The organism is Ideonella sp., from assembly GCF_041287625.1.
In the GTDB taxonomy this organism is placed as follows: Bacteria; Pseudomonadota; Gammaproteobacteria; order Burkholderiales; family Burkholderiaceae_C; genus Ideonella.
The window spans coordinates 26,736-49,145 of sequence record NZ_JBGGNH010000033.1 but is presented as its reverse complement, the minus strand read 5'-3'; the positions used below and the strand labels follow the sequence as shown (position 1 = coordinate 49,145).

Sequence of the window (22,410 nt, the reverse complement as noted above, 5' to 3'; positions counted from 1 at the left end):
GGTTGGCGTGCCACGCCGCTGGCCGAGCGCAGCGCGCTGCTGCGCCGGGCGGCCGATGCACTGGCCGCCAGCCGCCCGGCCATCGCCACCCGCTGGCGCGCGCTGGCCACGTCCGCCGAAACCACGCTGGCGACGGTCGAGCTGCCCGGCCCGACCGGCGAACGCAACGAGCTGCGCCTGCATGGTCGTGGCCTGTTCGCGTTTGTCGGCGAAGACGCTGCGCAGGACGTGCTGGCCGCTGCGGTCGGCGCCGCGCTGGTCACCGGCAACACGGTGGCCTGGGCTGGCAGCGAGACGGCAATCGACGCCGCCAAGCCTTGGCTTCAAGCACTGCGCCAGGCCGGCCTGCCGGCGGCCGCGCTGCAGCCGCTGCCTGGCAGCTTCGACTCGCTGGGCACCGCGCTGGTGGCGGACGCCCGCGTGGCCGGCGTCTGCGCCACGTCGGCAGCGCTGTTGCCACGTCTGGCCCACCAACTGGCCGCGCAGCCCGGCGCGATCCTGCCGCTGCTGTCACTGACCGAAGCCGCCAGCCCGCGCCAGCTCTACCGCTTCTGCGCGGAGCAGACGCTGACGGTCAACACCGCCGCGGCGGGTGGGAATGCGGCGTTGCTCGCGGGGCTCTGATCCAGCAGAGGTGCCTCAATCCAGCTGCAGGCCGATCTTGCGGATGATCGCGCCCCAGCGCTGCGTGTCGCTGGCGACGGTCTGGCGGAACTCGGCCACCGAGCCGCCGCCGGGCAGCAGGCCCTGGACCTCGAAGCTGGCGATCACCGCAGGGTCCTGCAGCACCACGTTGACGTCGGCATTGAGCTTCTGCACCACGGCGTCCGGCGTGTGCGCGGCGACGAACAGGCCGTTCCAGATCATCGATTCGACGTTCGGCAGTCCGCTTTCGACCAGCGTCGGCAAGTCTTTCATCGAGGCCAGCCGCTGCCGGCCGCTGACAGCGATCAAGCGCAGCTTGCCGGTCTTGGCCAGCGACAGCAGCGCTGGCGCGGCGGCGAAGACCGCATCGGTCTCGCCGCTGGCGACCGACATCGCCGCCGGTGGCGAGCCGTTGTACGGCACATGCGTGGCCTCGAAGCCGGCCTCGGCCAGCAGCAGTTCCATCGTCAGGTGCGAGGAACTGCCCAGGCCGACCGAGGCGTAGTTCATCTTGCCGGCCTTGGCCTTGCCCAGCGCGATGAAGTCCTTCACCGTCCTGACCGGCAGTGCCGCGCTGACGGCCAGCACATTCGGCTGCAGCGTGGTCATCACCACCGGCACCAGCTCCTTGGCCGGGTCGTACGGCAACTTGCGGTACATGAAGGGTGCAAAGGCGATCGGGCCATTGAAGCCGACCGCGATCGTGTAGCCGTCCGGGGCGGCCTTGGCCGCGGCGTCCACGCCCAGCATGCCGCCTGCGCCGGGCTTGTTGTCCACCACCACCGCCTGGCCCCAACGGTCCTTCAGCTTGTCGGCCAAGAGCCGCGCCGTCACGTCCAGCGAGCTGCCTGCCGGCGCCGGCACGACGAGGTGCACCGGGCGCGCGGGCCAGGCCTGGGCCCAGGCCGTGGCGCTGCCCAGCAGCGTGGCAACGACGGGCAGAAGCAGCAGGACGGAACGGCGGTGCATGGGCAGGGCAGTGGCGATGAGCGGGCGCCCATTGTCGTCAATGCACGCCCGTCGATTCAGGGGTACAGGCCGCGTTCCTCACGTGCGATCAGGATGCGCTCGCAGGCGACGGCGAAGGTCGCGGTGCGCAGCGTGATCTTGTGGCGGTCGGCCGTGTCCCAGATCTTCTTCAGCGCGTCGACCATGATCTTGTCCAGGCGCACGTTGATCTCGTCTTCGCTCCAGAAGAAGCTGGAGAAATCCTGCACCCACTCGAAGTACGAGACGGTCACGCCGCCAGCGTTGCAGATCACGTCGGGCACGACCAGGATGTTGCGCTCGAACAGCATGTCGTCGGCCTTGGGCACCGTCGGGCCGTTGGCGCCTTCGAGCACCAGCCTGGCCTTGATGCGGCGGGCGCGGTCCTCGGTGATCTGGCCTTCGAGCGCGGCCGGGATCAGGATGTCGCAATCGACGTCCCAGAACTCTTCGGACTTCAGCACGTCCGCGCCCGTGAAGCCGGCCACGCCGCCGGTGTTGGTGACGTGCGGGATCAGGTCGCCGAGGTCGAAGCCGTTGGCGTTGTAGATGGTGCCGGTGTGGTCCTGGGCCGCGACGATCTTGCCACCCGCCTGGGCGAACAGCTCGGCCGCCGAGCCGCCCACGTTGCCGAAGCCCTGCACCGCAACACGCGCGCCGTTCAGGTCCAGTCCGATGCGACGCGCCGCTTCCCTGCCGGTGACGAACACGCCGCGGCCAGTGGCCTTGATGCGGCCGGCCGAGCCGCCCAGGTGCAGCGGCTTGCCGGTGACCACGCCGGTGGCAGTGGAGCCGGTGTTCATCGAGTACGTGTCCATCATCCAGGCCATGATCTGGCCATTGGTGTTCACGTCCGGTGCCGGAATGTCCTTCTGCGGGCCGATGATCAGGCCGATCTCGCTGGTGTAGCGGCGCGTCATGCGCTCCAGTTCCTTGATCGACAGCAGCTTCGGGTCGACGCGGATGCCGCCCTTGGCGCCGCCGAACGGCAGGTTCACCGCGGCGGTCTTGACCGTCATCCAGGCCGACAGCGCCATCACTTCTTCCAGCGTCACGTCCGGGTGATAGCGCACGCCGCCCTTGCCCGGGCCGCGCGACAGGTTGTGCTGCACCCGGTAGCCTTCATAGTGCGCCACGGTGCCGTTGTCCAGCTCGATGGGCACGTCGACGATCAGCGTGCGCTTCGGGCGCTTGAGCGTCTCGGCCCAGCGGGCCAGGTTGCCCAGGTACGGGACCACACGGTCAACCTGCGACAGGTAGGTGCCCCAGGGGCTGTCCGACGTGGGGTGAACAAACGAAAGCGGCGAAGACATGACGCGAGATCTCCAGGGAATTCAGGTGTGCGCGTCTGCGGCAAACGCGCTTGTAGAGGCCGCCGCAACGCTGGCCGCACTCTAGGCCCGCGGCCGCCGAATTTGTCACCGAGGCCTATGCAAGTTTTGCATGAGGTCCCCGGGTCGGCCTGCATCTGTATCGGCGGAATGCCCTCTACAGGGGACGAGCCGGCCGCTGAACACGGCACTTCTCTACACTCACCGGCATGAGCACTGCCACGCCCTTTCACGCCCCGTCGCCGGCCACCGCGCCAGCCCTTTCCCGCGTTGCCTTCATCGGTGGCGGCAACATGGCCAGTGCGCTGATCGGCGGGTTGCTGAAGTCCGGCCATGCGGCCGAATCCATCACCGTGGTCGAACCCTCGGCCGCGCAGGCGGACCGGTTGATCGCCCAGTTCGGCGTGCAGGTGCTGCCGATGGCCGGCCCGGCGCTGGCGCAGGCGGGGCTGGTGGTGTGGGCCGTGAAGCCGCAGCTGTTTGCGGACGCCGCGGCCCCGTGCGCCGGCCACGTCGGCCAGGCCCTGCACCTGTCGGTGATGGCCGGCATCCGTGTGCAGGCGATTGCCCGCGCCACCGGCAGCGAGCGTGTCGTGCGCAGCATGCCCAACACGCCGGCGTTGATCGGCCAAGGCATTGCCGGGCTGTTCGCAATGGCCCAGGTCACGCTGGACGAGCGGCTGCAGATCGAGCAGCTGCTGGCGCCCACTGGCCGCAGCCTGTGGGTCGAGCGCGAGGAGCAGCTGGACGCGGTGACCGCGCTGTCAGGCTCAGGCCCGGCCTATGTCTTCTATTTCATCGAGGCCATGGTGCAGGCCGCCGAACAGATGGGGCTGGGCGCCGAAGCCGGCCGTGAGCTGGCACTGGCCACCTTTGCCGGCGCAACCGAGCTGGCGCGCCAGTCCGGCGATTCGCCCGAAGTGCTGCGCGAGCGTGTCACGTCCAAGGGCGGCACCACCTTCGCCGCGCTCAATGTGCTGGAAGCGCACGGCGTGAAGCAACATTTCATGTTCGCGATGCTGGCCGCCAAAAATCGCGCGAAGGAACTCGGCGACGAATTCGGAGCCTGAATCAGCTCGGCAGGTACGAAATGACCGTGCCGGCAAACACTGCGAAGCCCACCCAGTGGTTGAGCCGGAACGCGCGAAAGCAGCCGTCGCGCGAGCGGTGGCGGATCAGCGTGAAGTGCCAGGCGACCTGCAGCGCCGCTGCGGCAATGCCGATCAGGTAGGTCTTCAGCAGGCCCAGCCCGTGGCCCAGCGCGCCCCAGCTGATCAGGTAGGCGACGTAGAACAGCATCACGCCGGCCATGTCGAAGCGGCCCAGCGTGATGGCCGAGGTCTTGATGCCGATCTTCAGGTCGTCGTCGCGGTCGACCATTGCGTATTCGGTGTCGTAGGCCAGCACCCAGAACAGGTTGCCCACCAGCAGCCACCAGGCCAGCGCCGGCACCGCGGCAGGAATGGCCGCCAGCGCCCAGTCCTGTCCGCCCTGCACGGCGCTGAAGGCCATCGGAATGCCGAAGCTGAAGGCCACGCCCAGGACCGCCTGCGGCATCGACACGACCCGCTTGGCATACGGGTACAACAGCGTCACCATCAGCGCCACGACGGACAGCCAGATGGTCGGCGGATTGGTCGTCAGCACCAGGCCGAAGGCCAGCAGCGCCAGCACCGCGCCCACGGCCAGCGCCTCCTTCTTGCTCACCGCGCCGCTGGTCACCGGCCGCTGCGCGGTGCGCTTCACATGCCGGTCGAACTCGGCATCGGCCACGTCGTTGACACAACAGCCGGCGCTGCGCATCAGCACCGTGCCCAGCGTGAACACCCCCAGCAAATGCCAGCCCGGAAACCCGTCGGCGGCCATCCAGAGGGCAGCCAGCGTGGGCCACAGCAGCAGCAGCCAGCCGGCGGGCCGGTTCCAGCGGATCAGGTCCAGGTACAGCGACAAACGGCGGCGCGGCGATGGTGCGGCGGGGTCCGGCGCGGCAGGGGCTGAAGAGGCGTTCATCGGCGTGGGATTATCCGCTTCAGCCGGCCAGCCTCCGCTGGCTCAAGTCCTTGGTGTTTCAGCCGATAGCACAGACGATGGCGGAACTTTCCGTTGCCGTCTCCTGCTGTTCCAGTTGTCCGTTCCCACGCCTGCCCATGCCCGCTGCCGCGCCGCCCAACCGCCGAAACGCCGTCACCCGCCTGTTGGGCGCGGTGGGCGCACTGGCCTGCCCCGGGCTGAGCCTCGCGGCAGGGCCGACCGAGCTGCGCATCCTCACCGAGGAGCTGCCGCCGTACAACATGATGCAGGACGACAAGGTCACCGGCCTGAGCACGGAGATCGTGCGGGCGGTGCTGGAAACAATTGGCCAGCCGACGGCGATCCAGGTCATGCCCTGGGCTCGGGCCTACAACACCGCGCTGAACGAACCGAACGTGTTGATCTATTCGATCTCCCGCACGGCGCAGCGCGAGAAGCTGTTCAAGTGGGTCGGCGTGGTCGCACCCACGCGCTGGTACCTGTTTGCGCTGGCCGCGCGGCCGGTCAAGCTCACGCGGCTGGAGGATGCGCGCAAGTACCAGATCGCCACCGTGCATGAAGATGCTGGCGAGCAGTACCTGGCCAGCAAAGGCCTGTTGCTGGGGCAGAACCTGCAGTCCAGCAGCAAGTACGAGCTGAACTACGAAAAGCTCAAGCAGGGCCGGGTCGACCTGTGGATCTCCAACGAGCTGAACGCGCTGTACCTGGTGCGCCGCACCGGCGATGATCCCGCCAAGCTGCTGGTGCGCGCACTGCACCTGCCCGACGTGGGCAGCGAAGAGGGCCTGAACATGGCGTTCAGCCTGGGCACGCCGGACGCGGTCGTCGAGCGCTTTCGCAAGGGCTTGGAGACGATCAAGAAAAACGGCAGCTATGAGCGCATCCAGAAGCGCTGGCTGTGAGTCCGGCGTGGTGAGCGATCCGCCAGCGACGGTCGCCGCGTCCCCGGTGCCTGACCATCCGTCCGACACCGTGCTCGGCCATTCGCTGGGCCGCAAACTGGTGCTGGCCACGCTGGTGTTCAGCCTGCTGTTCACCGGGCTCAGTGTGGCCGCACGCACCTGGCTGGCCTGGCAGGCCAACGTGGTGACGATGAACACCGAGCTGGCGCTGATCGGCGACGTGTTCCAGCGCGCGCTGACCAAGGCCATCTGGGAGATGGACCGCGACGACTTGCTGGCCCACATGGCGAGCATGGCGCAGGTCCAGTCGGTCGGCCGCATCGAGCTGCGGCTGCGCCAGTCCGGCCGTCCGCCGGAAGTGCTGCAGCAGCGCAAGCTTGGTGCGCCCGAAGGCGGCCGTGTACCGACGCTGCAGCGAGAGCTGAGCTACAGCCCGTATCCAGGCACGGTCGAGGTGATTGGCGACTTCACGCTGCAGGGCGACGAGCGCCTGCTGTGGCTGCGGCTGCGCGGCGAGCTGCTGGAGATCGTGCTGACGCAGGTGCTGCAGTCGGTGCTGCTGGCCGGCCTCATCATGTGGCTGTTCCACCGCTCGGTCACGGTGCACGTGCGGCGCATTGCCCGCCACTTGGCCACGCTGACGCCCGAGACCCTGGGCCGGCCGCTGCAGCTGCAGCGCGCCGCTGCCCATCGCGACGAACTCACTTTGCTCGAAGCCGGCGTCAACCACCTGCAGGGCAACCTGTCAGACTACCTGGCGCGCCAACACCGCGACGAACGCGAGTTGGCCGCGCACCGCGACCGCCTGGCCGACCTGGTGGACGCCAAGACCACCGAGCTGCGCGCCGTCAACACCCGGCTGGAGCGGCTCTCGCGCGCCGATCCGCTGACCGACCTGGCCAACCGCCGCCACTTCGACGAGGTCAAGGAGACCGAGCTGCGCCGCGCACGCCGGCAGCAGTTGCCGCTGTCGCTGCTGGTCTGCGACGTGGACTACTTCAAGCGCTACAACGACACCTATGGCCACGCGCACGGCGATCAGTGCCTGCAAGCCGTGGCCGACGCGCTGAAACAGACCTTCACTCGCTCAGGCGACTTCTGCGCCCGCATCGGCGGCGAGGAATTTGCCGTGCTGCTGCCGGCGCTGGATGCCGAGCAGGCCGTTGCCGCGGCCGAGCGGCTGCGGGCCAGGCTGCTGCAGATGGGCCTGCCGCACACCGGTTCGCTGGTGGCACTGCACGTCACGCTGAGCATTGGCGTGGCGCAGTTCGACGAAGAGACCATGCAGCGTTTCGACGAGCTGATGCAGCGCGCCGATGAAGCCCTCTATCGCGCCAAGAACCGGGGCCGCAACCGCGTCTCGAACTAGTCCCAGGAGCTTTTGATGACGCATTCCATCCCGCCGTTGCGCCTGCTGGCGCTGGCCGCTTCGCTGCTCGTTACGAGCCTGCATGCGCAGACCTTGAAGGTTGTTGCCGAAGCCTCGTCCTACGTGGTGCTGAAGGACGGCAAGGTTGCTGGTCCGGCCAGCGAGATCGTCGAGGCCAGCCTGCAGCACGCCGGCCTGACCGACCACCGCATCGGCATCTACCCTTGGGCCCGCGCCTACGACATGGCGCTGCAGGAGCCCAACGTGCTGATCTACCTGATCGCGCGAACGCCGGCCCGCGAGACCCAGTTCAAGTGGGCCGGCGAGTTCATGCGCATCGAGTACCACCTTTACAAGCTGCGCGAGCGCCAGGACGTCACAGTGCGCAAGCTCGAAGACGCCAAGCGCTACAGCATTGGCGTGATGCGCGACGACGTGCGCCAGCTGTACCTGAAGGACCAGGGCTTCGGGCGCCTGATCACCTCGTCCCAGAACGTCGACAATTTCCGCAAGCTGCTCAGCGGCCAGGTCGAACTCGTGCCCATGCCGGAAAGCGACGCCCAAGCCTTCTGCGAACAAGCCGGCATCCCCTTCGCCAAGATTGAAAAAGTACTGACGCTGGACGCGCTGACGACCGGCATCTACATGGCCTACAGCAAGGCCACGCCGGACGAGACGGTGGCGCGCACCAAGGCGGCGTTTGACAAGCTGAAGGCGGATGGGACGGTGGGGCGGTTGATGGGCAGCGGCAAACACTGAGGCTTCCTGGTCACGGATCAGCGCCGCTGCCTGGGTTCAGCGCAGTGGCAGTGCTTCGCGCAGCGCGGAGCCTCGCCGCCAGAGCGCTGGCTCGGAAAAGTAGTGGGTCAACACCACGATACCGGCGACCCATCCCGGCAACATAGTTAACACGATGGTGAGCGCGATTGCCAATGGCCAGATGCCAACGGCGAGAGCCCAGGTGCGCGAGCGCGCGGGCCATCGCCAGCGATGCATGGGCGCCCAGAGGCAGTTACGGGCGGGTGCGCTCGCGTCGTCTGCCATTGCCAGCGCGGCGTACAACACGAAGGCGGTGGCATCGTGGGTCCAGCGCATCAGCAGCACGCCCAGCCAGGGCTGGTGTGCCATCACCAGCCCGTAGGCAACGGTGGCGGTCATCTGCATCGCGAGCACTGCGCGCGGGTCGCCACCCCGACTGGCGGCACGCCATCCCAGCAGGCCAGCCAATGGTGTGCTCAAGCAAAGCGCCAATCCTGCAGCCTGCAGCGCCGGGCCGGCTGGAACAACCGGTCCGGACAAGGCTTCGCCGCCGATCGCCAAGCCTGTGGCGCAAGCGATCACTCCCAGCAGTCCCTTCCATGTCCAAGCGGCGAGGGCCGTCCAGCGAGGGTGCACGTCGGCGCGCGCCAGCCCCGCTTGACCGACAGCCAGGCCCGTCTGTTGCCCCACAACATGCAACAGCGTCAGCCCGATTAGCAGCCCGAAGCGCTGCTGGTTGTCCAACAGAAAGGCCATGGCCATGACCGCCATTACAGCGCCAACGAACCCCCGTATCAGCGGCACCCTGCAGGCGCGCGCCAGTTCGAAGTTACCGAAGGCAAAGAAGCTGGCCACCACGTGAGGGACGCCAAACACCATCGCATAGAGCGCGGGTGGAGGTGTCGTCGCATCCAACTCGTCCAGGTCACCGCCTTGGCAGAGCAAGTACAGCAGCCATAGCAGCAGCGGCACCACGGGCAGGTAGAGCCAGAGCAGGTGCTGAATGCGCAGCGAGGGTGCGCATCCCTTTGCGCCCGTGAGCGAGGCGCCGGTGGCCGGCGGCCGTTCAAATGCCTGCATGGCTACGCGGGTTGGGCAGGCGGCTCAGGGACCGTTGCGCGCCAGTTCGCGCTGCAGTGCCACGAGGTTGCTGCGGGTGCGGATCAAGGCGGCCGTGTCGGCGCCGCTGCCAGCTCGCAATTGCGCCGTCAAGGTTTGCTGCTCCTGTTGCAGTTCCTGCTCCAGGATGGCACGCCTGTCCTGATCTCGCTTGCGCTGTTCAAGTTCGCCGATGCGCGCATGGTTGGTGATACCGACCGCAGCAGTTCCCGGCGAAGAGGTGGGCTTCACAGCGCATGCCTCGGCAGATGGCTCGCCACCAATGATCATTTCCACCCGGCCTTCATGACATACCAGAGGCGCAGCAGCGATGCTTGCGCTGCCAAATGAGATGAAAGCGCAATGCGCCAGCCGCCCGCACGCACGACGTAGCGACTCAATCCGGCGATGCCTTCGCGACGCCGCCGCCGATCGCTTCGACGCTGCGTCGTCACTGGCCAGTGATGTCATGTCGCAATCTGGTTGGTGAACAGCACTTCGACAATGCGCCCCATTTCGTCTTCGGCCGAGACCGGCATGTTTTCCATGCATTGTCCGCCGATGAAAGTCACCGTGAAGCCTTGGCCGCTCTGAAGGACCGTCGTCTTGTCCAGTGACAAAGCGGTGGGTACCGAGTTCTTCAGCTTGTAGGGTGGCGTGCCACCGTACAGAAATATGGTGGGCCCCACCCCCACGGCGCATGAGCCCACGGCCGATACGGTGACCTGTGCAGGCGAAGCCTGGATGACGTCTGGCGGGCCGGATTCATTGCCTCCGCCACCGCAGCCTGCAAGTGTGCCAAGCAGCAGCGTCGCCATCATGAGCTGGGAAGGATGAGATTTCATGGTCGACTTCATGATTCAGTTTTCGATTAAGGCTTTTCGGCCCGGGATTGCATCTCGACGATGGCGTAGCTCTCGATCGGGACGCGCACGTCGCCGTCGGGGTCGGAAAGGTAATACCTCGCACAGATGGTCGGCTGGGAGCGCTCAATGGCCTCGAACACGCTGGTGTTGCCCCAGGCCGCCACGCCGGTGTCGCCGCTGCACATCACGCGCCTGAGAACGTAGCCAACCAGTGGCACCTTCAACTTGTAGCCATACACGACCTTGAGTTTGAGCAGGTTGGCGTCGCGAATGTTGACTTTGGAGCGGGAGCTCGCAATGGACGTTCCCGCGCCGGTGACGTCCGTCCGGCGGGTCTCAAGGTTGTCATTCGGGATGTAGGTGACGCGGCTGACGGGGTCACGGACACCGTAGTCGGCAAACGTGTCTGCCGATGGGCTCAACAGCGTGATGTCGGTCTTCCAGGGCATCGGCGTGTAGACATCCTTGTAGGCGCTGTCTTTGCCTGGGTTCGGATTGAGGTACGCCAGCGTGAGGCGCTGAAGGTCATTGGTGATCGTGCTGTCCTGGTAGAACGGGCTTAGGCCGCGAGCCAGCGCAGCCTTGATCACGTCGGGGTTGGCATTGTTCTGGGAGCCCGCGCGGGCGGCCATGAAGGTGGCGTGGTTGAGCGTCGACTTGGCCATGTACAAAAAGCCGGTCTGAATCAGCGACAGCACAAACAAGACGGCGACCGGGAACACGATTACGAATTCCACCATGGACGCACCCTGTTGTTGCTTGAGTGTCTTGGGTTTCACGTGGGGGATTTCCTGATCAATCGGGATGCCAAGGACCGTCGGACCAGCGTTGCAACTGCCATCAGGACCGCCAGTGCAAACGGAAACAGCGGCATCCAGCGTGCCACCCACTGGTAAGGCGTGTGCCCCTCTCGGGGCTGAACCTGATCGAACATCACCAGTTCGCCTATCCGGCGAGTGGGCGCCACGATGTTGCCCAGCGGGTCGATCAGCATGGAGCCGCCGTTGTCGGCCACTCGCAACAGCGAGCGCCCGGATTCCATGGCGCGCGCCCGCGAAATGCTCAGCATCTGTCGGCGAAAGGCCGCGCTGGGAACCCAACCCTCGAGAGACAGGTTCACGAGCAGTCCAACATCTTGGGAGCGCTGCGCCATGGTTTGGCCAAAGGCCAGTTCATGGCAGATGGACATGCCGATGTCGATGCCGGCGACATATAGCGGTGCGGTCAGTTCTGGTGGCGCAGCTTGCTCGCCAGGTCCGGGCATGTCGAGCGCGCGGGTGTAGAAAGCGCCTAGCAGTTCATGCAGGGGCAAATACTCGCCCCCTGGCACCGGACGCTCCTTCGCGTAGACCGATTGCCGCTTCGGTGCGAGGTGGACTGCAGCGTTCAAATGCAGCAAGGCGTCTGGCCCTCGCAAGAGAAAAGGCATGCCCAGCAAGACATGGACACCTGCCGAGTCGACCTGATCCAGCAACTCGTCCCAAAGGCCTGCCGGCTGTGCAGGGGGCGGTTCGTAGAGGTAGCTCTCCGGCGTGACGATCAGGCTGCCCGGCCGTGCCTGCTGTATTGCGCGGGTCAGCAGAGCCATGGCCTTGTCACGCACTGGTGCGCTCCATCTGCCTCGCCCGATGACCGTGGGCTGCAACGCGACGATGTCGAGCGGGCTCAACTCGGCAACGTGGGTGAACTCGAAGCCGTCAGCGGCCAGTGAAGCGGCCCCCAAAGTCATCAACGCAATGCCAACCGTGGCCGCGCTCACCGGAGACCATGCCAGCGCAGCGCGAGCACGGGACAGGCTCTGCCTTGTCACCACCGCGATGGCACAAGCCAAACCCATCGCCGCCCACGCCACACCCTGACTGCCGACTAGAGGCAGCAGCGCCCTAACACCAGGCACATCGATCAACGCGATGCCCAGGTCGCCGTAGGGGTTGCCGCTCCAGCCCATCTGCCTCAGCTCGTCTCCTGCAGCAAACGCAATCCACCAGGCGATGGCTGCACTGCGAGCCGACAGCTTGCCCCTGTCGTGCCAAACCGCCAAGGCGCGCAGCACCAGCCAGGCCGCCACCATCCACATCACCTGGGCCGCCACCACCGCTGAAACGACGATTGCCTGCCACAGAAGAACCCATTGGTCTCCTTGATGCACGGTGAGCACCACCCACCACGTCGCAGCCGCGTGCCAGCCCGCGGTGGCGAGCGCCACGGTGGCGGTAGAACGCCATTTGCTGGTGCAGGCACCTTCTGCCACCAAGGCAGCGATGCCCACCAACGCAACAAGGCTAAGCGGCCAAATGGACGGTAAGTTGCACGCAGCGCCGACCATCGTGCCGTAAGCCAGAGCGGAGCCCGCCATGCCGAGCGGATGGCGAGAAAAATCAGCGTGGAGGACTAGGAGATGGCGCATCAGGCGGTTATCGGTTGCGACCTGAAGGCTCGGGCGCCGGCAATGCTGGGCGGCATTTGCCCAGCATTGCGGTGATGTTCACCCTGCATTCAGTCGACGAACGCGGGAGTGTCTCTATCTCAAACACGCAGCTCAAGACCTGGAACTTGGGGGGGTACATATTGTTTCCACCTGTTTACATCCCTCAACAATTTCAACGGTGCTAGGGGTGCACGTGACAGGAGGTGTCTCGGTATCGTCCGATCGGCGTGATGCACAGGCTTGTCTAGCCAGGTTTTTGGTGTTGTCTAGACAAGAAAGGTGCTGCCAATCGTTTTGCAACTAAGGAGATTTGAAACATGAATCGCATCAGCTCGAAGCTCGCTCGTAGCCGTGGTCAAGGCATGACGGAATACATCATCATCGTGGCGCTCATCGCTGTCGCGGCGATTGGTGTCTACAACTACTTCGGCCGCACGGTCCGCAACCAGACGGGCGCCATGGCAGCCGGTCTTGCCGGTCAGCAGACGGAAGCCGACGCCGCAACCAAGCAGGCCACCAGCGCCGGCAAGGCTGCCAAGAACGACGCAGCGACACAGCGCGGCCTGTCGAAGTTCGCCGACAACGTGGGCGAACACTGAAATACCTGGGAGTAGCCCGGCGCGCTTGCAGGCGGGCACCTTGTTCAGTGGGATAAAGGGCGGCTGTCACGGCCGCCCCGTTTTGACATGCAAGCAGTGAAGTAGATGATCATGGAGTTGATGGGAAAGTCTTGGGCGTGGCTGCGCAGCGGGGTGAGCTGGGTGGCAGTTTTCGCCGTTTTGGCTGCTTTCGGGCCTGCCCTCGCCGAGGATGGCAAAGATCATCGGCTGCTGTCCCGTGTCGCCGGTACCGAACTGCTGGGCCAGTCGATCAAGCAGTTCGGAGTGGTCAAGCCCGATGTGGCTGGCAAGTTGATCAAAGGCGTTCCTGAGTCATTCGAGGGGCGGGTGACCCGCACCGACTACGGCACCCTGGAGGGGCAGCCGCCGGGCGAAGTCAAGATTTACCGGAGCTATCTTGCAGCCGTCAAGAAGCTGGGCGGGCGGGCGCTGAATTCCGGTGTTGATTTCAACGATCCGACCGATCTGGTCACGGGCGCGCATGTGTTTGCGCTGTCCGCCGCCGAGCGGCCACCGGTGGCAATCCTGAACATCACCAATGCACACAACTACCAGCTCACGATTGTTGAGCCGGAGGCTATGGAGGAGGCGGTCACCGCTGGTCAGTTGACCGACCAGATCAAGAAGGCCGGTTTTGCAACGCTGCACATCAACTTCGACACGGGCAAGGCTGAACTCAAGCAGGACGGCCTGGCGGCCGTGAAGGAAATTGCCGCGATGCTGAAGTCGAATCCGGCGATGAAGTTGTCCATCGAAGGGCATACCGATGGCGTCGGCACGCCGATTGCCAACAAGCAACTTTCCGAGGCCCGGGCCAAGGCTGTCATGGGCGCGGTTGCGGCGCTTGGCATCGACGCCAAGCGGCTCAGTGCCGTGGGCTACGGGCAGGACAAACCGGTGGGTGACAACCGCACCGAGGAAGGGCGCGCGGCGAACCGCCGCGTCGAGCTTGTCAACGTGAAGTGACGTGGCATTGCATCACCGCCAAGCGGCGTAGATGCAATGCCAGGGTTCCACACCAGCAAGGGGCGAGGCATGATGAATTCGAAGCGGCGGATGGGGAACCGGCGGGTGTCCCAGGCGTCCGGTGGCCAGAAAGGGCAGGCCATCGTTTGGCTGCTGGGCACCATGGCAGCGGCTGCAGCCGTCATGCTGGGCGTCTACAGCGTGGGCCAGGTGACGGTAGCCAAGCAGAAAACAGTGAATGCCGCCGACGCCGCCGCGCTGAGTGGCGCCACCGTGCAGGCGCGGGTGCTCAATCTGGTGGCCTACAACAACCGTTCCATCATGGCCAATGAGGTCTTTCTGGCTCAGTCATTGAGCCTGGAGGCATGGCTGGGTTACGCGCAGACCACCGGGCGCAACTTCGGCATCGTTGCCAACTTCATTCCCTATGTGGGCACGGCCATCGGGCGGGTGCTTCAACAGGCGTCACAGATTGCGGGCCAGGCACGCAATGGCATGTCACGCTTCGTGGACTTCCTGATCCCGGTGATGGAAGGCCTGAAGACCGGCTTCAGCTTAGCTCACCAAGCCGTGCTGTTGGCCGGTGGTGCGCTGGCGGAAAACGCGGCCAGCAACGTGGTGCAAGCCAACCGCGCCGACTTCAATGGCCACGGTGACGCGGGTTTGCAGATCGACAACAGCCCTGGCGTGCGCACCGCAACCATCGTGGCCAACGAGGTGCAGTGGAATAACTTCACCAAGCGGTACACGAACAACGACCGCGGTGATGCGAAGCAGGTTTTGCTGGATTCTCGAGATCCGTTTTCGGTCAACCGGCCTGGCAATTTCCTGTTCAATATCACACTTCCTTTTGTCGCCAAGGAAGAAAAGCGGGGTGGAACCCAACTCGTCAACTACGACCGCTGGGAGTCCGAAGATACGTTGGAGCTTGGCACCTGGAACGCCGTAAAGTTCAAGTGGGAATGGGGAATCCCGATCGGATATGGGCGAGCGAATGCTGATCGCAATGGCAGCTCGGGGAATACCTGGGGCAGTCATCCGGTATACGACGCAGCTTGGTCGGACGGTGCCAGCCATTCGCACCGTCGCTGGACCGGGGTGCCTTCCTTGTACGACGTGCGCGACCAGAATCAGAACAACCGGGACAAGCTGCACATCGACTTCCTCGTCGCGGTGCAGCGGCCGCAGGCGAACACCATGACCAGCCAGAACCTGGGCATGGGCACGAGCTTCAGCAGCCCGACCGGCTCGCCCGAGATGAATGAAAATCTCAGTGCGAACAAGCTGAGTGCATTGTCCAAGGGCGTGGTGTTCTTCGAGCGGCCCAAGAGCGGGCTGGCCAACGACGCCACGGCAAGCCCGCTTTGGCGGCCGGACGGCGCCAAGGAATACGGTTCCCTGTACAGCCCGTATTGGCAAGCGCGTGTCACCGACCTGACCCAAGTCGAAAAGGCGGGACTGATGGCCTTGGTAGGCCCCGCGCAGAACGCTGCGCTGGTTCGGTTGACTCCCGGGGGCCAGCGGTGAGTCTGCTCATTCGGCTTCGGCATGGCGCCTGGCCTTCCGGTTGCGCGGCGCTTGTGGCCGCCGGGTGGTTGACCGGTTGCGGCGCTGCGCAGGCCGATGGCGGCGGCCCGCCCTTGCGCATCGTGCGTGCTGGGTTGCCCGACGTGGCTGGACTGCGCAAGTTCATCGAGGTGAGCCATGAGGGCTGCCTGGCCGCCAAGGGCTTGCCGCCCTCGCCGGCCCCCACCGTGGCGGATGCGGTCTTGTCCAAGCTGCAGGTGCACGAGGAAGAAGAGCTGTTCGACGGCAAGCGATGGGCGAAATACGAGGTGTACCGCGCCGTTGGCGCGGATGCGGCCAGCCAGTGCAAGCTGATGGTGTTCCATTCGCGCTCGGTGCAGATCGAGGTCACCTGTGAGTCTTCCATTGAAGGCACGGGCGCCACCCTGACCGAGTTGATGGATCCGCAGAGCGGGCCGGCGCCGAAGCCGGACCTGCAGGAACGCAAGGGCGGTTCGCCGGAATGCGATGCGCCGCGTGAGGCGCATGACATCACCGGCCTGCCAACTGCCGACGCAGGGCAGGGAACGCAGTGCGTCTGGAACAACGATCTGGTCGCACGGACTGCGGGCGTCAAGGCTGGCGGTGACCCGGGCTCGTACGACATGTGCCTGTACAGCAAGCGGCCGTTCTACTACGTCAAGGGCCACGGCCGACCGGTGGTGCTGAAGTCGCGCAGCGACGACCGTTCGCAAACCGGCGCCTACCTGCCGACGTTTGTTGGGCAGATCGCCGGCTTTGGGAACGTCAAGCTGGTGTCGATTGCCGATGGCGCCGGCATTTCGGCCGAACGCTTCAGTAGGGCCGCGGCCGAGAACTTTCTACGCCAGCCCATGAAAACTGCAATTGGAGGTCAATGATGGATTGCACGAAGCTTCGTCTCGCGCAGCGCGGCCAGTCGATGGCTGAGTTCCTCGTGGCCATGGCGGTGCTGCTGCCGCTGTTTCTGGCGATCACCTACGCCGGCCGCTACAGCGACATCCAACAGACCGCTGTGCAGGCCAGCCGCTATGCATCTTTCCAACGAGCGATGGTGCCGGGCGGGCAAAGTGATAACGCGTTGCGAGACCAGATGAGGGCCCGCTTCTTCCTGCATGGCGCGCGCAACAACGGCAAGCTCCAATCGAGCGACACAGCGGTGGGTCACAACGGCAGCGAGGCGGCACCCATTTGGCGTGACCTCGTGGGCGGCACGCTGCTGAATTCGCCCAATGACGTTTCGCTGACCTTCGGTAGCCAGGCGCTGAATCCTGGCGCGGTGGCTAGTTCGATGAACCTGATGGCGAGCAGCGCTGGGAAGAACTACAACCCGGCCACTGTCGCCCGGGTCGAGGTGACCTTGGCGAACAAGCTCGATCTTTCGACCGGCACGCCGAACTCGCTGAAGATCGCAGCAGCCACTGCAGCGGCGGGCGATGGACTGAGCAGCGGTAGTTCGCGGGCAACCCGTGACGCAGCGGCGACCGTGGTACCACTGGCGCGCATCCCGAGCGGCGTCAACACAGTGCTTGGCTGGGTCATGGTGCTGTTCGAGCCGTATGGCCCGGAACTCGGCTGCATCAAGCCAGACGTGGTGCCAAACCGCCGGTTGGATGGTGCGCACTCCACCGGCAACTGCATGTGATGTCACTCAAGTCCGTCACCACTGCCGCGTCGTGTGCGCTTGCCGGTCTGTCCTCCGCGTTTGCCGGGGGGTGGCCGGAGATGCCCGATCCGCCCCGCGCGAAGGTGGAGTGGGTGTCCCGCGATGTGCGTGTCAATGGTTTGCCTTCGCGCATTGAGCACTTCGAATCCGAACTTTCGGTGGATGAGGTGCTTGCCTTCTATCGCACGCGGTGGTCGCGTTCCGGCGGGCCGCTGCCACGCGAGTTGTCTGCGGGGGGCTGGCAGACCATTGCCGCACTGCAGGACCGCTACCAATTGGTGGTTCAGGCGCGGCCTCGTCAGCCGCAAGGCAGTGAGGGCATGCTCAGCGTGGCCGATCTTTCCGACATGAAGACCGACTTCCTGCCGGCGGGCTGGCCGAGCTGGAGCAGCGTCCGTGTATTGCAGGTGACCGAGTCGGTTGACGGCCCCAAGCGCAGCCATGTGATCTCCATGGTCAGCGACGACAGTTTCGACCTGAACGTGAAGCGGATGCGTGACGAGTGGTTGCGCCGTGGTTACGTGCTGAATCAGCAACATACCAATCCGCCTGCCTCTGGCACGCGCAGCTGGATCGGGATTTTCGACAGGCCGGACCGCACGCTGGACGTCACGGTCGCGTACGTGGACGCCGAACGCCGCACCTACATCACCGCCAATCTGGTGACTTCCTCGACGGCAAGCAACCGATGAAATTCCGTCGATTCCAACGCGGGCAAAGCATGGTGGAGTACGCCGCCATCGCCACGGTGCTGGTGGCTGCACTCTTTACGCCAAACGGCCTTTTCGGGGGCCAGACCGGTGCAGCGTTCCTGGCCGACATGGTGAAGGCCTTTTTCCGCAATCTCACCCATTTCATCTCCTTGCCCTGAAGTGCCATGGCCATCTCGATTCCGAAAGTCAACACCAACTGGTTGCTGCTGGCCGGCGCCATTGCGCTGGGCGTGGGCGCCGTTTTCTTGAGCAACTCTCTCATCAAGCGGCGCCTCGCCGAGATGGAGGACGCCATGAACAAGAAGAATGAAACCGTCGAAGTGGTGGTGGCCAAGCGCGACCTTGAGCGGGGGGAACTGCTCAGCGGGGATGTGGTCGCCGTGCGGCAGATTCCGAAGCAGTACGCCCACGACGGCGGCGTGAAGCCGGACCAGTTCGATGCATTTGAAAACCAGCGCCTGGCTGTGCCTGTCAAGCGAGGCGAAGAGGTGCTCGCCGTGCATACCGAAGGCGCCGGTACCAACGTGTTTTCGAGCGCCCTCAAGAAGGGCTCGCGTGCCTTGACCTTTGAGGTGGACGCCGTGAACTCGATCTCGGGCATGTTACGGCCGGGCGACCACATCGACCTGATCTATACCGCCAGAGGCACCGGAGACGGCCCCGACGTGACACTGCCGCTGCTGTCCAACGTGCCGGTACTGGCAACGGACCAGACCTTGACCAAGCGTGATGACGGCACCGGCAAGGAGCGCTCGTTCACGACGGTCACGATGGAGGTGTCCCCTGTGGATGCCAACCGCATCATCGTCGCCAAGTCGTCCGGGCAGCTGACTGCGGTGTTGCGCCATCCGGATGATGTTGCTGCCAATGGCACGCGCACCCTATCCGCACGGATGCTGGTGGCCGGCGCTGGCAAGGACGGCGTGCGAACGGTGGAATACATCGTTGGCGGCGGCTCAGGCGGTCGAGCCGAAGTGCAGCTGGCTCAGCTTGCGCCCGCGCTTAACCGAGCCGCTGGGGCCCAGTCCGGCAACGCCGCGGCGCATTGAGTTTCTAGGACCGCCATCCTGGTGGTGGTTCGAATCTGAGGGGATCTATCTTGTTGTCAAAGGGAAAGCGGCCATTTGCTGCTTGCATCGCCGTCCTTGCGCTGTCGGCACAGGCTCAAACCGCGGCGCCGGTTCAGGTGTTGCCAGGCTCAGCGCCGGCCGACCTCGCAAGCGGGGCTGCCAGCGCGCCGCGAAAGACGGCGTCCAACAGGGGGGTTGTCATCGACACCAATGCGGGAAGCACAAGCTTCCCGGCGGCGGGCAAGCTGAAGGCGCAGCCCGCCATCGAGACAGGGCCGCGGCGGACGCTGACCGTGGGCGAGGTGACCACCATCGGCCTGCCCAACATCGCACGGGTGGCGATCGGCAATGGCGGCGTGATCAAGGCAACGGTGGTGGACGATGGGCAGCTGGTGCTGCTGGCGGAAGCACCCGGCGAAACCGGTCTTCACGTCTGGCTGAAGAATGGTCGCCAGATCACATACACCGTGCAGGTGCACCCCGTGCACTACGAGCAGTTGCAGGCGGACATCACCGCGATGGTCAAGGACATGCCGGGCGTGAGCGTTCGCACTGTCGGCGACCGCGTGGTGCTGGAAGGGCGATACCCCGACAGCGAGGCTGTCGCCAAGATCAAGATTCTGGGTGAAAATTTCCCTCAGTTGCTCAACCTGATTTCCGGCAAGCCGGCCGATGCCGATCCGCTGCAGCTCGAACGCATGGTGCAACTCGATTTGCGCGTGATTGAGGTAAAGAAGCGTGCGCTGGATCAGCTCGGCATCAAGTGGGCGAATACCGGCAACGGGCCGACATTCGCCACCAACCTGCTTGGGTATGCCAACACGCCGTGGCGGCCCGACACGCTGCAGGGTTTCCCGCTGGTGAACACGGCCCATCCGGCGGCGACTTTCTTTGGCTTGGCCACGCAGATCACCTCAGCGCTGAGCTTTCTCGAAGAAAACGGCGACGCCTGGACGCTTGCTGAGCCGCGGCTGAGTTGCCGCAGCGGAGGCGAGTCCAAATTCGTTGCCGGCGGCGAGATTCCCATCCCGGTGGCGCAAGGCAACGGTGCCATCAGCGTGATCTACAAGCAGTACGGCGTGCTGATCGAGTTCCGCCCGGTGGCCGATGGCGGAGGCAACGTTCAGTCCGGCATCGTGGTCGAGGTGAGCGAACCTGACCCGCGCAACAGCAACCAGGGCTTCATTGCCTTCACCACCAACCGCGCCGAGACGCAGGTCGCCATCAAGGAGGGCGAGCCTTTGGTCATCGCCGGCCTGTTCCGGGACAAGGTGGACAAATCCCACTCTGGCATTCCTGGCATCGGCCGCATCCCCTTGTTCTCTTACCTGTTTGGCGCACATGAGACGCGGACCGAGCAGACCGAACTGGTGGTGTTGGTGACGCCAAGGGTGGTGACGCCGCAAAGCGCTCTCAACAAGCTGGCAGTCGACCGTGGGCAAACACTGTCGGAATCGATTCGTGCCAAGACGGATGGGCGTCTTAACCGCGCTGTCGCTCCCGAAGCTGACGGACCGGATCTGCCGGTGACGCCAGCCCCCACGCCCTCAACGTCGCCCCAACCGTAGTTGTCCATCATGCTCACCATCGTGCTCCAAGATCAGGCCAACGGCCCTCGCCAGTTCAAGGTGGAGGCCAGCCGAGCGGTGATTGGCAAAGATTTGGACTGCGAACTGACCCTGCCTGGCTGGCGGGTCAGCCGTCGTCATGCCGAAGTGTTTGTTTCGAACGATCGAGTTTTTGTTCGCGATTTGGAATCCACTTTTGGCACGTTGGTGAATGAGCAGAAGGTGGAGCAGGCCAGGCCGCTGGAGGCTGATGACGAGGTGCGCATCGGTTCGCACGCACTCAAGGTTTCGTGGCGGCCACGTGATGGCACTGCCGCCGATTTTGCCGAACCGGCGTCTTTGTCCGCAGGCGGCATGCCGCTATTGAAGCCAGCGGACTCGGACTCGGCCGCGGCCCAGGCGGCAGCGGCGATTCTCGCGGCCAAGCCGCGGCGAGAAGCGCCGCTCGCCACAGTGGCGCATGTTGTCCCAACGGCAGCGGTGGAATCCAAGCCACCGGTCGAGCCCACCGTGGCGCCGGCCGAACCTGCGCATGACGACAACTTTCGCTTTCGCCGAATCCTGCACGAGAAGCTGCTCGAGGCGTTCGACATGCGTCGCACCGACACGCATCGCATGGCTGATGACGAATTGCGCGAGCTGACCGAAAAGCTGATCCGCGACTTGATCGCCCGAATGTCGAGCGAACTGCCGCCGCACGTCGACCGGGTGAAGCTGCTGGAAGAGGTGCGCGATGAAGCGATCGGGCTGGGTCCACTCGAGCCAATGCTCGCTGACGCGACCATCACTGAAATCATGGTGAACCGGGCGGACGAAGTGTTTGTCGAGCGTGCGGGGCAGTTGCAGCGCTGGCCGGTAGCGTTCACCAGCGACCGAGCGGTGCAAGGCATCATTGAGCGCATCGTCGCGCCGATCGGCCGGCGCATCGACGAAAGCTCGCCGATGGTGGATGCGCGGCTGAAGGACGGTTCCCGGGTCAATGCCGTGATACCGCCGCTGGCGCTCAAGGGGCCCTCCATCACGATCCGGAAGTTCTCGAAGCGCAAGCTGGATTCCTCCGATCTGTTGAAGTTTGGCTCGGCAAGTCCTGCCATGATCGAATTCCTTAAGGTCTGCGTCGAGCAGCGCAAGAACATGCTGATCTCTGGCGGTACTGGTTCGGGCAAGACCACGCTGCTGAACATCATGTCCAACTTCATCCCTGATGGCGAACGCATCGTCACCATTGAGGACGCAGCCGAACTGCAGCTGCACCATTCCAACATCGTCACGCTGGAGGCCCGCCCAGCCAACATCGAAGGCAAGGGCCAGATCTCGATCCGCGAGCTGGTGAAGAACTCGCTGCGGATGCGGCCTGACCGGGTCGTCGTCGGCGAGTGCCGCGGCGGCGAGGCACTGGACATGCTGCAGGCTATGAACACAGGCCACGATGGCTCCCTGACGACGGCCCACGCCAACAGCCCACGTGACATGCTGGCTCGCCTTGAAGTGATGGTGCTGATGGCGGGCATGGACCTTCCGGTGACCGCGATCCGCGAACAAGTGGCTTCAGCCATCGACATCATCGTGCAGCAAACCCGTTTCGCCTGTGGCACTCGCAAGGTCACCAACATCGTCGAGGTGACAGGTGTGGAAAGCGGCAAGATCCAGCTGCAGGAAGTGTTTGCCTTCGTGCAGACCGGGCTGAACGAGCAGCGTAAGACCCAGGGATATTTCACCGGTCGGGGCTTCGTGCCTGAGTTTTACGAGGAACTGAGCCGCATCGGTATCCCGCTGGACATCAATATCTTCCGGGACGGCATGGCGCCGGAACGCGATCCCGCTGCGCGCGCGCGGGGCTGACGGT

Annotated in this window: 23 protein-coding genes; 15 read left to right on the top strand and 8 right to left on the bottom strand. The window is 64.8% G+C overall.

The features are described 5' to 3' along the window. The first annotated feature begins 228 nt into the window (after window positions 1-228). Window positions 229-624: an aldehyde dehydrogenase family protein gene (locus tag ACAH41_RS13415; protein ID WP_325650328.1), complete on the top strand. Its 396-nt coding sequence runs from the start codon at window positions 229-231 to the stop codon at window positions 622-624. A gap of 15 nt (window positions 625-639) precedes the next feature. Here the strand turns inward: ACAH41_RS13415 and ACAH41_RS13410 are convergent, their stop codons facing one another. Both ACAH41_RS13410 and ACAH41_RS13405 read right to left on the bottom strand, forming a co-directional pair. Next, window positions 640-1,614, bottom strand: a complete 975-nt coding sequence (locus ACAH41_RS13410) for a tripartite tricarboxylate transporter substrate binding protein (RefSeq protein WP_325650199.1) — start codon at window positions 1,612-1,614, stop codon at window positions 640-642. Window positions 1,615-1,670: 56 nt separating this feature from the next. Continuing rightward, complete coding sequence (locus ACAH41_RS13405) at window positions 1,671-2,945, bottom strand: Glu/Leu/Phe/Val dehydrogenase (RefSeq protein ID WP_325650201.1); 1,275 nt, start codon at window positions 2,943-2,945, stop codon at window positions 1,671-1,673. A 227-nt stretch (window positions 2,946-3,172) separates the two neighbouring features. On the opposite strand from ACAH41_RS13405, the gene proC reads away from it, so the two are divergent. Then, entirely contained in the window at window positions 3,173-4,033 is an 861-nt protein-coding gene (gene proC / locus ACAH41_RS13400) for a pyrroline-5-carboxylate reductase (protein ID WP_325650202.1), read from the top strand. A 1-nt stretch (window position 4,034) separates the two neighbouring features. Here proC and ubiA read toward each other — a convergent pair whose 3' ends face one another. Continuing rightward, window positions 4,035-4,973 (bottom strand): 4-hydroxybenzoate octaprenyltransferase, encoded by a 939-nt coding sequence (gene ubiA, locus ACAH41_RS13395; protein ID WP_325650203.1) that lies wholly within the window; start codon window positions 4,971-4,973, stop codon window positions 4,035-4,037. 137 nt (window positions 4,974-5,110) lie between these two features. Between ubiA and ACAH41_RS13390 the strand changes: the two genes are divergently transcribed. Genes ACAH41_RS13390 through ACAH41_RS13380 form a run of 3 tightly spaced genes read left to right on the top strand, consistent with a single transcriptional unit; the run spans window position 5,111 to window position 8,024 of the window. Beyond that, on the top strand, window positions 5,111-5,896 hold the full coding sequence (locus tag ACAH41_RS13390; RefSeq protein WP_325650205.1) for a transporter substrate-binding domain-containing protein: 786 nt from the start codon (window positions 5,111-5,113) through the stop codon (window positions 5,894-5,896). Further along, window positions 5,868-7,265 (top strand): diguanylate cyclase domain-containing protein, encoded by a 1,398-nt coding sequence (locus ACAH41_RS13385; RefSeq protein ID WP_325650206.1) that lies wholly within the window; start codon window positions 5,868-5,870, stop codon window positions 7,263-7,265. The genes ACAH41_RS13390 and ACAH41_RS13385 overlap by 29 nt, the downstream gene beginning before the upstream one ends. A gap of 15 nt (window positions 7,266-7,280) precedes the next feature. Continuing rightward, window positions 7,281-8,024, top strand: a complete 744-nt coding sequence (locus tag ACAH41_RS13380; RefSeq protein ID WP_325650208.1) for a transporter substrate-binding domain-containing protein — start codon at window positions 7,281-7,283, stop codon at window positions 8,022-8,024. A gap of 36 nt (window positions 8,025-8,060) precedes the next feature. Here the strand turns inward: ACAH41_RS13380 and ACAH41_RS13375 are convergent, their stop codons facing one another. From ACAH41_RS13375 to lnt, 5 genes are read right to left on the bottom strand one after another with little or no spacing between them, the layout of a single operon-like run. Beyond that, window positions 8,061-9,104, bottom strand: coding sequence for a hypothetical protein (locus ACAH41_RS13375; protein ID WP_325650210.1), 1,044 nt, complete (start codon window positions 9,102-9,104; stop codon window positions 8,061-8,063). A gap of 24 nt (window positions 9,105-9,128) precedes the next feature. Continuing rightward, window positions 9,129-9,593 (bottom strand): hypothetical protein, encoded by a 465-nt coding sequence (locus tag ACAH41_RS13370; protein WP_325650212.1) that lies wholly within the window; start codon window positions 9,591-9,593, stop codon window positions 9,129-9,131. Beyond that, window positions 9,590-9,979, bottom strand: coding sequence for a hypothetical protein (locus tag ACAH41_RS13365; protein ID WP_325650214.1), 390 nt, complete (start codon window positions 9,977-9,979; stop codon window positions 9,590-9,592). The genes ACAH41_RS13370 and ACAH41_RS13365 overlap by 4 nt, the downstream gene beginning before the upstream one ends. A 14-nt stretch (window positions 9,980-9,993) precedes the next feature. After that, window positions 9,994-10,767 carry a TadE family protein gene (locus ACAH41_RS13360; protein ID WP_325650216.1) on the bottom strand — a complete coding sequence of 258 codons (774 nt, stop codon included), beginning with the start codon at window positions 10,765-10,767 and terminating at the stop codon, window positions 9,994-9,996. Further along, the gene (gene lnt / locus ACAH41_RS13355; RefSeq protein WP_325650218.1) at window positions 10,764-12,395 is read right to left on the bottom strand and encodes an apolipoprotein N-acyltransferase; all 1,632 of its coding nucleotides are present in this window, start codon (window positions 12,393-12,395) and stop codon (window positions 10,764-10,766) included. Before lnt ends, ACAH41_RS13360 begins: the two co-directional genes overlap by 4 nt. A 338-nt stretch (window positions 12,396-12,733) precedes the next feature. Between lnt and ACAH41_RS13350 the strand changes: the two genes are divergently transcribed. The 10 genes from ACAH41_RS13350 (at window position 12,734) to ACAH41_RS13305 (ending at window position 22,406) form a co-directional block, all read left to right on the top strand. Further along, on the top strand, window positions 12,734-13,015 hold the full coding sequence (locus ACAH41_RS13350; protein WP_325650220.1) for a pilus assembly protein: 282 nt from the start codon (window positions 12,734-12,736) through the stop codon (window positions 13,013-13,015). Window positions 13,016-13,120: 105 nt separating this feature from the next. Then, complete coding sequence (locus ACAH41_RS13345) at window positions 13,121-14,002, top strand: OmpA family protein (RefSeq protein ID WP_325650222.1); 882 nt, start codon at window positions 13,121-13,123, stop codon at window positions 14,000-14,002. Between the two features lie 69 nt (window positions 14,003-14,071). Then, entirely contained in the window at window positions 14,072-15,529 is a 1,458-nt protein-coding gene (locus ACAH41_RS13340; RefSeq protein ID WP_325650223.1) for a pilus assembly protein TadG-related protein, read from the top strand. A gap of 113 nt (window positions 15,530-15,642) precedes the next feature. Continuing rightward, a complete protein-coding gene (locus tag ACAH41_RS13335) occupies window positions 15,643-16,428 on the top strand; it encodes a hypothetical protein (protein WP_325650224.1) in 786 nt (261 codons plus the stop codon). Further along, window positions 16,428-17,192, top strand: a complete 765-nt coding sequence (locus ACAH41_RS13330) for a TadE family protein (protein WP_325650226.1) — start codon at window positions 16,428-16,430, stop codon at window positions 17,190-17,192. Before ACAH41_RS13335 ends, ACAH41_RS13330 begins: the two co-directional genes overlap by 1 nt. Beyond that, a complete protein-coding gene (locus tag ACAH41_RS13325) occupies window positions 17,192-17,905 on the top strand; it encodes a hypothetical protein (RefSeq protein ID WP_325650227.1) in 714 nt (237 codons plus the stop codon). Before ACAH41_RS13330 ends, ACAH41_RS13325 begins: the two co-directional genes overlap by 1 nt. Then, complete coding sequence (locus ACAH41_RS13320; protein WP_325650228.1) at window positions 17,902-18,084, top strand: hypothetical protein; 183 nt, start codon at window positions 17,902-17,904, stop codon at window positions 18,082-18,084. The genes ACAH41_RS13325 and ACAH41_RS13320 overlap by 4 nt, the downstream gene beginning before the upstream one ends. Window positions 18,085-18,090: 6 nt before the next feature. After that, window positions 18,091-18,975 (top strand): Flp pilus assembly protein CpaB, encoded by an 885-nt coding sequence (cpaB, locus tag ACAH41_RS13315; protein ID WP_325650230.1) that lies wholly within the window; start codon window positions 18,091-18,093, stop codon window positions 18,973-18,975. A 50-nt stretch (window positions 18,976-19,025) separates the two neighbouring features. Further along, window positions 19,026-20,564 (top strand): pilus assembly protein N-terminal domain-containing protein, encoded by a 1,539-nt coding sequence (locus ACAH41_RS13310; protein WP_325650232.1) that lies wholly within the window; start codon window positions 19,026-19,028, stop codon window positions 20,562-20,564. Window positions 20,565-20,573: 9 nt separating this feature from the next. Further along, entirely contained in the window at window positions 20,574-22,406 is a 1,833-nt protein-coding gene (locus ACAH41_RS13305) for an ATPase, T2SS/T4P/T4SS family (protein WP_325650233.1), read from the top strand. The last annotated feature ends 4 nt before the right edge of the window (window positions 22,407-22,410 follow it).

What these genes read in the sequence shown, in the direction of transcription:
- ACAH41_RS13390 (WP_325650205.1), top strand. Translation starts at nt 5,111, where the DNA reads ATGCCCGCTGCCGCGCCGCCCAACCGCCGAAACGCCGTCACCCGCCTG.
- ACAH41_RS13405 (WP_325650201.1), bottom strand. Translation starts at nt 2,945, where the DNA reads ATGTCTTCGCCGCTTTCGTTTGTTCACCCCACGTCGGACAGCCCCTGG.
- ACAH41_RS13320 (WP_325650228.1), top strand. Translation starts at nt 17,902, where the DNA reads ATGAAATTCCGTCGATTCCAACGCGGGCAAAGCATGGTGGAGTACGCC.
- ACAH41_RS13345 (WP_325650222.1), top strand. Translation starts at nt 13,121, where the DNA reads ATGATCATGGAGTTGATGGGAAAGTCTTGGGCGTGGCTGCGCAGCGGG.
- ACAH41_RS13370 (WP_325650212.1), bottom strand. Translation starts at nt 9,593, where the DNA reads ATGACATCACTGGCCAGTGACGACGCAGCGTCGAAGCGATCGGCGGCG.
- ACAH41_RS13375 (WP_325650210.1), bottom strand. Translation starts at nt 9,104, where the DNA reads ATGCAGGCATTTGAACGGCCGCCGGCCACCGGCGCCTCGCTCACGGGC.
- ACAH41_RS13340 (WP_325650223.1), top strand. Translation starts at nt 14,072, where the DNA reads ATGATGAATTCGAAGCGGCGGATGGGGAACCGGCGGGTGTCCCAGGCG.
- ACAH41_RS13380 (WP_325650208.1), top strand. Translation starts at nt 7,281, where the DNA reads ATGACGCATTCCATCCCGCCGTTGCGCCTGCTGGCGCTGGCCGCTTCG.
- proC (WP_325650202.1), top strand. Translation starts at nt 3,173, where the DNA reads ATGAGCACTGCCACGCCCTTTCACGCCCCGTCGCCGGCCACCGCGCCA.
- ACAH41_RS13410 (WP_325650199.1), bottom strand. Translation starts at nt 1,614, where the DNA reads ATGCACCGCCGTTCCGTCCTGCTGCTTCTGCCCGTCGTTGCCACGCTG.
- ubiA (WP_325650203.1), bottom strand. Translation starts at nt 4,973, where the DNA reads ATGAACGCCTCTTCAGCCCCTGCCGCGCCGGACCCCGCCGCACCATCG.
- cpaB (WP_325650230.1), top strand. Translation starts at nt 18,091, where the DNA reads ATGGCCATCTCGATTCCGAAAGTCAACACCAACTGGTTGCTGCTGGCC.
- ACAH41_RS13330 (WP_325650226.1), top strand. Translation starts at nt 16,428, where the DNA reads ATGGATTGCACGAAGCTTCGTCTCGCGCAGCGCGGCCAGTCGATGGCT.
- ACAH41_RS13325 (WP_325650227.1), top strand. Translation starts at nt 17,192, where the DNA reads ATGTCACTCAAGTCCGTCACCACTGCCGCGTCGTGTGCGCTTGCCGGT.
- ACAH41_RS13350 (WP_325650220.1), top strand. Translation starts at nt 12,734, where the DNA reads ATGAATCGCATCAGCTCGAAGCTCGCTCGTAGCCGTGGTCAAGGCATG.
- ACAH41_RS13305 (WP_325650233.1), top strand. Translation starts at nt 20,574, where the DNA reads ATGCTCACCATCGTGCTCCAAGATCAGGCCAACGGCCCTCGCCAGTTC.
- ACAH41_RS13385 (WP_325650206.1), top strand. Translation starts at nt 5,868, where the DNA reads ATGAGCGCATCCAGAAGCGCTGGCTGTGAGTCCGGCGTGGTGAGCGAT.
- lnt (WP_325650218.1), bottom strand. Translation starts at nt 12,395, where the DNA reads ATGCGCCATCTCCTAGTCCTCCACGCTGATTTTTCTCGCCATCCGCTC.
- ACAH41_RS13365 (WP_325650214.1), bottom strand. Translation starts at nt 9,979, where the DNA reads ATGAAGTCGACCATGAAATCTCATCCTTCCCAGCTCATGATGGCGACG.